The organism is Paraburkholderia rhynchosiae (genome assembly GCF_002879865.1).
Lineage (GTDB): Bacteria > Pseudomonadota > Gammaproteobacteria > Burkholderiales > Burkholderiaceae > Paraburkholderia > Paraburkholderia rhynchosiae.
This window is the reverse complement of record NZ_PNXY01000017.1, coordinates 141,970-153,538: the sequence shown is the minus strand read 5'-3', so window position 1 is coordinate 153,538 and position 11,569 is coordinate 141,970. Positions and strand designations below refer to the sequence as shown.

Sequence of the window (11,569 nt, the reverse complement as noted above, 5' to 3'; positions counted from 1 at the left end):
AGCGCACGACGTTTCTTCGACATCCGCCGTTTCATGAATGAGCGACGCCCGAGGCTACAAGGTCAAGGATGTGGGCTGCGCATGCCCTCGGAAAAACCTTGACTGACCGCCTCAGGGCGTGAAGCGGGCATCCAGTTCTCTCCAAAGCAGACGTTCAGTCAGTGGGACCGGTGAATGAATGACGTCACCTGTGCACTGCTTAGGCAGACGGCTGAAGGCACGGACGCCATTCAATAGACGCTTGGGGCGTGAACTCCCGGCCGGTGCCTGACTGTGCAAACGACGCCGAGTTCGCGCAGGTCCTCAAGAATGTCGGCGATATATTCCTTGGCGCTGCGCCCACCGAAGGTCAACCAGTCGTCGTAGTAAAAATTTTCGGATGTGGCGAGCCAATCACAGATCGCATCGAGCGTCGTCGGGTGATTCTCGGCGTCTAGAAGGTGAAGCGCCTTCAAAACGCCAATTGCCACGCTTCCGGCACGCGATTTGCCGTCAACCATTGTTCGCCTTGATTCAAAAATCGCATCCGCTGCCGGCAGCATCAGCCGCAGTGGCAGCGAGCACGGCAGTTTCATAGTGGCTACCTTCCTCGTATTCCTTGCCGGCGATAAGCATGTCCGCGCCACGGCGCCACGGGTTCGATGGGACATCGTAAAACCGGAGTCCCTTTTTGGATGCTTCTGGCCACCCAGCAGCCGCATCGAGGAATGCGCCAATCGATCCATTTTCCCAGCCTGACGGGTCAGACGCCGCCGACCAGTCGCATGCAAGCATCTGCAGAAAATTAACAAAGGACCGTTCATCGACAACGCGACCCAATGCCTCGCGTAAGTCGCTGCGTTTCTTCTCTTTCTGGTTGGCGCTCATCATCGCCCCGGAAGTTGTTTGCTCAAATTGTCAGCGATTCAAGCGACGCCGTCGACCGGGTCCGTTGACATCGCTTGCGCAGGAAAAAATTTGGCGAGCCGCCCGTACGTATCGACGAGCCGTCGTCATTATTCGCCGCTTGCGGAAGTCATCGAAAAATCGACTGTAATAGTTCCACCTTCGGCCGAGACGATCGTATCACTGACGGAATAATCCACTGCATCACAACGGAGTTGCGGCTTTTCTTGTGATTGCGGGGACTCCATTGTTTGTCGACAAATCCATGTCAATCCGACACTGCGTTTTCCCTCGGCCCGGATCGGAGCGACGCCGCTGGTATCGGCGGGTCCAATATTAACGCCCGGTTCGAATTCTGCGTGAAGCACCCCAACAGGGTACCACCCGCATCGGCCCGGAATATATCGATCCAGAAACAGAGGGATAGCGAACTTCGATTGCCCGGCTGGTACCCGGACCGAGTCATTTATCGACTGCGGGACCTCGGGCGCACCAGCAAGGCGACCAACAACCGTCTGACTCCGACACGCCTCGTTTCGGGTGATATACGTTACCTTGAACCAGACTTCTATGCGAGGATCCTTGTGGCCAACCAGCAATAGCGTCTTGTGCGGAGTCGGGTTTATGCTGGGTCTGTCGATGCCTCGATTCTGAGGGCCTTCGCTACGTTCGCGAAATGACTCCGTCACACGACCAGCGTGCACCGAACCAGCGAACGCGCATAACACCGGCAGGATGGCCAGTCGCATCAGGTTTCGCCTGCAAATCATTTTCGTCCCCCGAGAGGCTTTTGATGACGGCCAAGATATTTGACAGTGCATTGTCGTAGCTGTCGCCGCGGCGCGGTCGGATTGAAAGAATTCGATGGAATTGTCGACGATCCAGCCAGCAATGTCGAATGTGAGAAACTGGCCGACATTCGCCCGATACATCGATCCGATGCTGACTTTCGTCGCCCGCTACCGTTGACGGGAAGCGAACCGTTGCGCCTGATGGTGTCGTGGATGAATTAGCTTTCGCGTTCCTGCCGCAGTAGCGCCTGCCGGATAACTGCAGAGATCGCTATAACGTCGCTACGCACCGGGGAAGCATTCCAAATCACCAGCCAGCCAATCAGACAAACTGCTCCCGACCATAACGACAGGAATGCGATGTATCGCAGCGGATCAAGCAGGTCCGGTCCCGGAGTGAACGCTAGGCGAATACCTCCGAGCACTCCGCCGCACAGCATGACGCCGAGGAAGAGCAAGGATATTGCCGCAAAAATGCGGCTGACTGCGGAGGACTTGAACGTTCCAACGAGTGACGCCCCCCCGGCGTCTATTAGCAAACGCCCTTGAAACCGCGTGCCATTTCCACGCCTAACGTCATGCGCGACCCGCAACACGATATTGTCCGCCCTGACTGCTTCGACCAGGCAGAGCCGTCCCGCGCGCCAATTGCTGAGCTCCTGCAGCTGGGCAAGTGCGTTCACGCTAACAAGGGACTTTGAAAACGCGCCGGCTCCCCCTTGAATACCATTGAAATGACTCCCCTTGACTTCCTCACGCAGTGGCTCCGCGGTTTTGGGCGCCACGCACCCTAACAGTTGTGCATGGATTGTTGACGATATACGCACCGGCGTCGAGCGGCCGGAATTGGCCGACTGCCGCCTGATGCGGGCGGCCGAGGCTAACGCCGCGTGGATCTTGCTTTCTCCGAGAACGAACGCTAGTCGATCCATACGCGCGCTCGCTCGAAGTTCCCTTGTCCCGAGCTTCGTCCGAAGCTAGCCCTGTGCGGCGTCTTTTACGAAAGCTAGTCGGCTCCACGTCACGCCCATACGCCGATTTCCGCGCTGGAAGGATTCGGTCTGGGCGTTCAGTACAGTTCGCAAGCCATGAGCATTTGCGAGTTGAATTGTCTCTTCCGCCGAAACGTCGAACATCCGTCGTCCTCGCGGAACCGGGCCGTGACGCAAGGACATGACCAGCATGGCCCCGTCGCACAGGAGAGCGCTGACGTTCGGGATCGCCCGACAACGCTCATGTTCGTCAAGGTGCATCCAAACGGCCGACAGCATCACGAAGTCAAATTCTTTTCGTCTCGAACGCAGGATCGCGAGATCCGGCAGGCTATCGTCCAGCCATTCGATCCGAGGAGACTGATGCTGCCTGATTCCTGCAACGCGCAACGGGTCCACCGGTTCGACGGCTACGACTGTATGTCCCATCGCCGCAAACGCAGCAGCGTCGGTTCCGATACCGGCTCCAACGTCGAGAATGCAGGATGGGGACGTCGGAACGAGATGCATGATGGGCTCATGGTGTTCCGCAAACGATATGTCTTGCCATTGCCCGATGAGGGATTGTGCATTCTCCGCATAACCTTCCGTGCCGCTTACATTGATGGACACCAGCGCGCTCCATGTGTCGGTGTTTCGCGAAGTTTGCCAGATTGTCGTCAAGTGAGTACCGCCGACACAATGTCGGGAAGTGGCCGATCAGCGTCCCATGACCGAACGCGACGCTCATCTCGGCCGTGTGCGCATGCAAAAGGCATGAACTGACACGGTGCCGTCATTCGTCGGTGCCCAAGCCGGCCATTCGGCGGTCGCTTTGCAGTCCGTAGAAGCTGAAGAACAGAGAAATGGGGCTTCGAGCGCGAGCGCCTAAAAGGGGAAACTAGCCGCCACATCCTCAATATTCGCGATACGCCTGCAACAACCGTGTCAACCGGCTGTCCACGATCCAGGAACACTACATGATCCGGCGCGTCGTCCAACGGGGTGTATCGCCGGAGAGGCTGGCTAAGGCCTTGGCGATGGACGTGTCGCACATTCTCAAGAAGCTGTCACTGCTGGACGGCATATGTCTTGAGGCCCCGAACTCCTGGGAGATCGCCAGTTCTCGGTGGCGCTCGCTCGCGCACTCCGGAAAATGAAACCGACGCGACAGGTCGCATGCGTCGAACCGATGATCGCGGCAAACAACGTGACAGTGCGGTACGCCGAAGCGCTGCTGGTTGCGACACCTGCTGCGCACCTGGTAGAAGGCAAAAACTACGCAAGCTGACCGGCGTCACACCGGAACAGATGGCGAAGATGGAGCGGGAGATGAGTAACCTCCAGAGCCAATACAAACTGGTAGAGCAGACATACGGACAGGACGTGTTGAATCTGGTGCTGGCAAAGGGCTACCTCGCCAGGCTCCTGGGGAACGAACGGATAACTCAATATCTGCGGCAGCGGCAGCCGGACCTTCTCGCAGAGTTCTAAACGATTGTTGAAACGATTTCGCTCGATCAACAGCAGTTCAGTGTGCTGTGAGTTAGTGTTGAAAAGTTCGCTCCGTTGTCGATAATATTCTCTGTCTATTGCCCACATCATCCGCATCCCCAAAGAGAATCGTATATACCCAATGCGTGAATTCCTAGCTACGGAGTAGCGCATCAAGTTCGGCAAAGTCCTTGTAGAGACAAATTTTCGATGAAGAAGACTTTTTACGTTGTTGCCTTGATCGTAGCTGCATGGCTGGCCATCAATACGAATATTCCGAACCCACCTGAATCGAGGCACGGCAGCGATGAGTGGCTGTCATACCTGAGTCAACATTATTTTGATATCTCGGATGGGCAGGGACACGGGCCTGATCCCGGCAGCATGGAATGGCTAGGCTCCGTTGAAAGAAAGGCAAAGATTCCCATCCGCAGCAATAATTCAGATCGCCAACGTTACGAATTCATCCAGCACCAACTCCAACAACATACCTTTATCATCAACAACGCATTAGGGTTGGTCATTCTACTTTGAAAGCCTCGGCGTATAGCCAAGCACTCTACTAGCGATTCCGCCGACTCACGCAATTGCAGGGATGCCGGATTGTATGCGATGGCATCGTGACTTCGTTTGCTCAAGTTGTCATCTATCTTTTCCGTTTTTGTGGCATGCGCTGCTGTGCACTCTCAGGCACAGACGTCCGGAGCAGATCAAGTAGTCGTTCGAACTCTCGCCGGCGCGCTATCGATCGCCAACGTGACGCCGGTGCAAACAGACGGCGTCACGTTTAACGTTGCGTTGAATGGCGCGCACTTTGATCAATGCTATGGCTCTCGCTACGCTTACTACGCTGATTCCGCTGTGAGGGGTAAGCCTGTCGGCCGGATCATTATTGAGGACTTTAATGGCGGTTCTTCCGACCCCGCATCGGTGTCCATGTATGACTTTCGGAAGCATCCGCCCGTTGTTTTATCGGTGAGCGACAGGCTAGATGTCGATGATGTTCGTTGGACGGATGACGCTGTTTTCCCGAGCGCGAACGGGAGACGGCACATATTCGCCCACGGTAAGCTATCGCGTTCGCAACCGCCAGCAAGCGCAACCCCATGAATCGCATCGCAAGTGCCACCCGTAACCACTTATAAATCGAGCGGTTATCTTCTGCTCCCTTGCTTGTGTATCTCTGCTCGGCAAAGGATTCGTTTTCCAAGGCAAACTCATTGTCACGAATCCCATTCTTCCAATTGGAAGCCAATTACAGGAACGCGCACATGTCAAGGAAAATATTTCCGATTTGCGGGATTTAACAATTTGATCCCGACGCATTTCTCGTCGCCGCCGCCTTTACGAGAAACGAATAAAGAACGTTTACTATCCTCTATCATCAGACTTAAAATCTGCCGGCGGGAAACAATACGTGACAAGACGGGGTACAAAAAATGGGCGCAGCTGACCTGATCGAACAAATTCGTTCGGGAATCTTCCAGAATGAGCGTTTGCTCAAACTGGATACACCTATCGGTGCGAATGCGTTGCTCGTCCAGCGGGTAGTGGGAACGAGTCGCATAGGTCGCGAATACGCATTTACCGTCGACATCGCGTCTACAGACGAAAACATCGAACTCAAAAGGCTTATCGCGCAGCCCGTTACGCTATGGATCCAGCAAATCGACAAATCGTATCGGCCAGTGCACGGCTTTGTTCACACCGCTCGCCGGCTCGGCTCGGATGGCGGGCTGACCAGCTATCAAATCGCATTTGCATGCTGGTTGCATTTTCTGCGCTTCAGGCGTGATGCGCGCATCTGGCAGGACGTCACGGTTGATGAAATCATTACCAACGTATTCAATCAGCATCCTCAAGCCCAAGGCGCATTTCGTTTTGCGCTGAATAAGCCGCTGCAGCCGCGGTCATTCTGTGTTCAATACGAAGACGACTGGAATTTCGTCAATCGTTTGATGGAAGCTGAAGGCTGGTACACCTATTTTGAACAGGCCGACGACGGACAATCGCACAAGTTGGTGGTGACGGACAATCTGGATTCGTTCAACCCCGCGTCGCCGCAAAGCGTGGCGTTCTATCGGGCGGGCACTAACAGCGAAACCGACGCGCTCGTTCAATGGTCCGGTACCCGAACGCTGCAAAGCACCTCGCTTGTCACGAGTACGTTCGATTATAAATCGCCGCAATATGCGAAAGGCACCAATATCCCGACGGTCGCCAATCAGGGTTCGTTACCTTCGCAAGCGGAAGTCTACGAATATTCCGGTGCGTACACGTATCGCGAGCAGGACCGTGGCGATGCGCTTTCCAAGATCCGCATGGAGGAGTGGGAGTCGCGCGCCAAGCGTTTCTATGGCGTAGGCGCAGTGCGGCGACTCGATGCGGGGCAGTGGTTTGAACTCCGCGATCATCCGAATCATTCAGACGGCAACGAGCAGGAGCGGCAGTTCGCTGTGCTAGCAGTGGAGTGGGTGATCGAGAACAATCTGCCGGTATCACGTAGCGGTGCCGATTTTCCCCATAGTCTCCAGACCAAGGTCAACACGACGCGCGCCAATTTCGGCCCTGCGCAGCCGTCCGCGCTGATTCCGAGTGGTGACGGCAGCACCGGCTTTTTCATGGCGACCATTGAGGCTCAGCGGCGCAGCATTCCGTTCCGCAGCCCGTTGGAGCATCACAAACCCGTCATGCCGACGCAGACCGCAACGGTCGTCGGTCCCCCGGGTGAAGAAGTCTTTACGGACTCGTTGAATCGCGTGAAGGTCCGCATGCACTGGGACCGGGTCAATAGCGGCGACGAAAAGGCATCCTGCTGGGTGCGCGTGTCATACCCGAATGCCGGCAGCAACTGGGGCGGGGTCTTCGTGCCGCGTATCGGTCAGGAAGTCATCGTCACTTACATTGACGGCGATCCTGACCGGCCGCTCATTACAGGCCGCGTCTATAACTCCGCAAGCTCGCCGCAGTGGCACACCCAAGGTCAGTTGTCCGGCTATAAGTCAAAGGAACATAAAGGCTCGGGGTATAACCAGCTAGTACTCGACGATTCCACCGGTCAGAATCGCGCGCAGCTTTACAGCACGCAAACCGCAGCACAGCTGAATCTCGGCTATCTGGTCTCGCAAACCGACAACACGCGTGGCGCATTCCGCGGCACCGGCTTCGAACTTGCCACCGACGCCTACGGCGCGATCCGCTCCCAGAAAGGGCTCTACATCAGCACGTTTGGCCGTCCGGCTGCGAGCGGTGAGCAACTCGACGCCACCGAGGCGCGCGGTCAGTTAGCCGCAGGTCAGCAGTTGTTGAGCGCAACGGCGGACACTGCGCAACAACACGGTGCAGCCGATATGCAAGCGATCGACTCGCTGAAGACGTTCACAAATGCCACCCAATCCAGCTACGGCGGAAGCGCTTCGCCTGCCTCGTCGGCTTCCTCCGCGCAGAGACAGGAGACGTCGGGCGGCACTGGCCAAGCCAACGGCTTCAGCGATCCCGTGCTGTTGCTCGCTTCTCCCAAAGGCGTAGGGATCACCACGCCGGAAAGCGTCCATATTCACGCGGGCGAGAACGCGACGATATCCGCGAACACCGATATCAACGTTGCGATCGGCAAGAGTCTCGTCGCAAATGCAGTCGATAAGATCAGCCTGTTCGCATACAAGCTCGGCATGAAACTGATCGCCGCGCGCGGCAAGCTCGAGATTCAGGCGCAGACCGACGGCATCGACGTTCTTGCAAGCAAAGGCATCAAGATTTCATCTTCCACCGATGCCATCCAGTTGAGCGCGGAAAAAGAAATTCTGCTCACGTCGGGCGGCGCCTATATCCGCATCAGCGGCGGAAACATTCAGGTTCACGCGCCGGGCCAAGTGGATATCAAAGGCTCCGAACATTCGTTCACCGGCCCGACGCGCTACGACGGGCAACCCGCGGCATTGCCCAAGAGTGTGGTCAACGACCAGCAATTCATCCTGAAGGACGAGACCACCGGCAACGTGATGCCGCTCGCGCCTTACCGCATCGAAAGCGGCGATGGTCAGGTGCTGGCTCGGGGCATTACCGACGCCGAGGGCAAAACCGTGCGGGTCTTCACCGGTACTCAGGAACAGGAGTTGAAGATGTTCCATGAGGACGACTGGGTCTAGGAACACATCCACATAACGGGCGAGTAGAGACCATGAGTGAACAGAAAGTCGCGGGGCAGAGTTGCACCAACGACCAGACGGGGAGCGTTGCGGATGCCAAAGCGCAACAGGTACCGCTTTACTTCTTCTACCCCGAGACGGCCGAGCTTTTCGAATGTCCGGTCGAATCGATCGAGCCCGTCGCGAACGAAATCGCGTTGATGAGTAAATTGTCCGAAGACCTCATCGAAGCTCGTCAGCAACTTGGTGCGGCCCATGCCAACTGGCTCGATCAGCAAGGCAACGCCGCCCTCCGGCCGCAACTCGAAGCGAGCCTCAAGGCCGCGATGCAAAAGGAAGAAGCCGCAACCCAGGCCGTCCATAAGGAATTGACCGATACGCCGGCATTCAATAAGGATGGCGTATGGGAACTCATGCCGCTCAAGAAATTCAAATCCGGCAATGAAGCCTATGTGGGTCAACGCTTGACTTATGTTCGCTCGTCGAAGGTCGCGAGTCATTTCCGCCGCTACAAGCTGGATTCGGATAAGCCGCAGCTCAAGTCATTTCTCAAGAAAGACCCGTCGACCGGAAAGTACGAACTCGACCACGACAAGATGAATGACAAGATCAACTCGGCGTTGAAGAAGACGAAGTATCACGAGTGGAAGACGGATCCGTTAGGTTGCGACTGGACATTGCAAATGACGGCTGCGTTCAATAAGAACGCCAATTTCAAGTCGCCGGACGATCCCGACGCGATGAGCGAGTTTTCCGGTGGTGCGCAAATGTTGCGGCTTTTCGCGGGAGCCGGTGCGAGCGCGAAGGTCGAGAGCACAGTCAAATCGTTCGACGACGCATTGCACCTGCGCGGCGAAATTGCCGTGTCTGCCAAAGGGAAAGGTGAAATTGGCGCGGTCCTCGCCGACGGCAATCTTCAGGCCAAGTTCTTCCTGCCATCGAAAGCGGGCCTGCAACTCTGGATTCCCGCGCCGACGCAAGAGGCTTCCGGCGCATACTCGTGGACCCACACACCGGATACCGATCTGGGCTTCTTTCGTCTGGCCGCCACGCTGAAGGCCGGCGCTTCGTGCGGCGCCAGTCTGCTTGCTGAGGGCGGCATTGAATTCAAGCTGGGTCGTGACGGCAAGACCCAGCAAGTGCGAGGCACGCGTGCCAAGCGAGACCTGGCGCAAATGAAGACCGCCAAGGTCGACGTCACGAAGGTCGAGGATAAAACCGACGCCGGCGGAGACCTCAAGGCGTTTGTAGGCGTCGAGGCCGAAGCATCGATCGAAGGCGCGTTTCAGTGGCGGCGCCCCGAGGAGAAAAGGGATAAATGGACCGCCTTCGCGTCCATCAAGCCCGGCGCCAGCGCACAAGCCGGCGCGGGCGCGCAGGCCGCATTCCATATCACATACGACGGCAAGTTCCGCATCCTGATGAAAGCGGGACTCTGCGCCGGCGTCGGTTTGAAAGGCGATATCGAAGCGGTGGTCGATGTCGTCTATATGGGCGAATTCGTGTGGTGGGCCAAGACGCAGGTTGCCTACGCCGGAGACCGGAATCTCAAGTACTTTGCCGACACCGCGTTCAAGACGTTCTGTGCCATGTGCACGCTGGCCATCGTCACCGGCCGTGAAATCGGCAACTACGTCGGCCAGCAGGAGCGCGAACTCATGTCGGCATTGCAGGAATTCGTCCGAACCAAGCCGAGGCAATTTATCGAGGCCATTCACAACGCGAACGATGCGTTGCTCAACAGTCTCGCGGAAGTGAAGGGCTATCTGGTCTACGCACTAAAGGCGATCGGCGATGAATTCGAAGAGCTTCGCCTCGAAGCCGCGTCGGCGATCAGCCGTATCATCGCGGCCGCGCAGGTGAAGAACGAAGTCAAGAATGTTTATCAATCGACCTCGCCTGACTTCAGTCGACAGGGCGATGCGCAGTTTGCGCGTGCCGAGATCGGTCGGTTCATCGGCATGGATCAGTTGGCGATGCTCGAGAGCCAGCCTCGCGACGCACCCGCCCCCGGCTTTCGCTTTGCATTCAACGATACGCCCAGGTATGCCATGCAGGAAGGAACGAATGTCGCATGGCTCGATCCGACTCGCACCGCGGGCACTGATACCCAGACAGCTTGACAGTCGGTGACAGTCGAAATAACGAACAAGAGGAGTTGCGTTTCATGAGTCATCTGTCTTACCGCGTGTCGGTGAAGCCATTGAAACTAGTGGCGGCCGTGGCCATGCTACTTCTGTCACGCGCCGCTCTTGCAGACAAGATCGACGCGAATGCGCCGGCCGACAGGAACCGCCTGATTCGCGAAATTACGACGTCATCGCCGCCCAAAAGCGTATGGGAACATATCAATGTCGTGTTGAGCTGGGCTCATGGAAAACCGTACGACGACACGGTGCGCATCCTGCAGGACTATTTCAAAACCTTGCCGCCACCCAACGCCGACGAACTGACCGCCTTGAAGGACCGCCTTCGCAAGGAACTCCTCTATGTGAAAGGGGGTGAGTTCGTGATGGGCGACTTCGGCCCTCAGTCTTCTCCCGAAAAACTCCCCTACTCCGCCAATGACGGTGCCGCACCAGCACACGACGTGGGTCTGGATAGTTACTCGATCCTGAAACATCGGGTGACGTTCGCCGATTTCGATCTCTATACACGTGCCAAACATTTGCCGCCGGTTGGAATTCGCGAGGCCTTAGATCTGCAGTATCGCTTTCCGGACTTCCCCGCGGCGTTCGTGACGTGGCAGCAGTCGCGCGACTTCTGCAAATGGGCGGGCGATGTCGCCGGCTTGCCGCTGGATCTCCCCACGGAAGCGCAATGGGAATACGCGGCGCGCTCACGTGGCGAGAAGTGGGTGATTCCGAGCACGGAAGTGCCGGTCGTTGACGGCAAATATGACGTGACCCAGATGGACCAGCTGATCACGGCGAAGGGCAAAGGAACTAGCCCGGCGCCGGAATTCAGCCGACCCGTGGGGACTTACGGCGACAACAAACTAGGCATGTCGGACGTGTTCGGCTATGGCAAGGAGTGGACCTATGACTGGTTCGATGCGAACTACTACAGTCACAGTCCATCTCGCAATCCGCACGGTCCGACGACGGGTACCCTCCGCAGCGTTCGTTATGCAACGGATAGTCGAATTCATCTCGTGATCGACCGGGTCGGCGTGGCGCCTGACAGCGCGAAATCCGACGTGGGCTTTCGCTGCGTACTCAACCGGAGCGAACCGGTTTTGCAATGAGTGATCCACGACAACAATGAGATGCGCATGCAT

8 protein-coding genes and 1 pseudogene are annotated in these 11,569 nt (G+C 56.9%); 5 read left to right on the top strand and 4 right to left on the bottom strand.

Translation table 11 applies throughout. The annotated features are described in order from the left end of the window. Positions 1–230: 230 nt before the first annotated feature. The 4 genes from C0Z16_RS23055 to C0Z16_RS23040 all read right to left on the bottom strand — a co-directional run bounded on the left by C0Z16_RS23055 (position 231) and on the right by C0Z16_RS23040 (position 3,280). On the bottom strand, positions 231–500 hold the full coding sequence (locus tag C0Z16_RS23055; protein WP_244201325.1) for a hypothetical protein: 270 nt from the start codon (positions 498–500) through the stop codon (positions 231–233). Between the two features lie 13 nt (positions 501–513). Further along, positions 514–867: a DUF7660 family protein gene (locus tag C0Z16_RS23050; protein ID WP_244201324.1), complete on the bottom strand. Its 354-nt coding sequence runs from the start codon at positions 865–867 to the stop codon at positions 514–516. A 1,027-nt stretch (positions 868–1,894) separates the two neighbouring features. Beyond that, positions 1,895–2,608 carry a hypothetical protein gene (locus C0Z16_RS23045; protein ID WP_102634384.1) on the bottom strand — a complete coding sequence of 238 codons (714 nt, stop codon included), beginning with the start codon at positions 2,606–2,608 and terminating at the stop codon, positions 1,895–1,897. Between the two features lie 45 nt (positions 2,609–2,653). Further along, the gene (locus C0Z16_RS23040; protein WP_102634383.1) at positions 2,654–3,280 is read right to left on the bottom strand and encodes a class I SAM-dependent methyltransferase; all 627 of its coding nucleotides are present in this window, start codon (positions 3,278–3,280) and stop codon (positions 2,654–2,656) included. A gap of 296 nt (positions 3,281–3,576) precedes the next feature. Between C0Z16_RS23040 and C0Z16_RS23035 the strand changes: the two are divergent. The 5 genes and pseudogenes from C0Z16_RS23035 to C0Z16_RS23010 all read left to right on the top strand — a co-directional run. After that, positions 3,577–4,141, top strand: a pseudogene (locus tag C0Z16_RS23035) (plasmid partitioning protein RepB C-terminal domain-containing protein); the annotation flags it as partial. 210 nt (positions 4,142–4,351) lie between these two features. Then, positions 4,352–4,675 carry a hypothetical protein gene (locus tag C0Z16_RS23030; RefSeq protein ID WP_102634382.1) on the top strand — a complete coding sequence of 108 codons (324 nt, stop codon included), beginning with the start codon at positions 4,352–4,354 and terminating at the stop codon, positions 4,673–4,675. 905 nt (positions 4,676–5,580) lie between these two features. Beyond that, positions 5,581–8,289 carry a type VI secretion system Vgr family protein gene (locus C0Z16_RS23020; RefSeq protein ID WP_102634381.1) on the top strand — a complete coding sequence of 903 codons (2,709 nt, stop codon included), beginning with the start codon at positions 5,581–5,583 and terminating at the stop codon, positions 8,287–8,289. Positions 8,290–8,321: 32 nt separating this feature from the next. Further along, the gene (locus C0Z16_RS23015) at positions 8,322–10,412 is read left to right on the top strand and encodes a hypothetical protein (protein ID WP_102634380.1); all 2,091 of its coding nucleotides are present in this window, start codon (positions 8,322–8,324) and stop codon (positions 10,410–10,412) included. Next, positions 10,409–11,536: a formylglycine-generating enzyme family protein gene (locus C0Z16_RS23010; RefSeq protein ID WP_146014338.1), complete on the top strand. Its 1,128-nt coding sequence runs from the start codon at positions 10,409–10,411 to the stop codon at positions 11,534–11,536. The genes C0Z16_RS23015 and C0Z16_RS23010 overlap by 4 nt, the downstream gene beginning before the upstream one ends. Positions 11,537–11,569 lie beyond the last annotated feature (33 nt).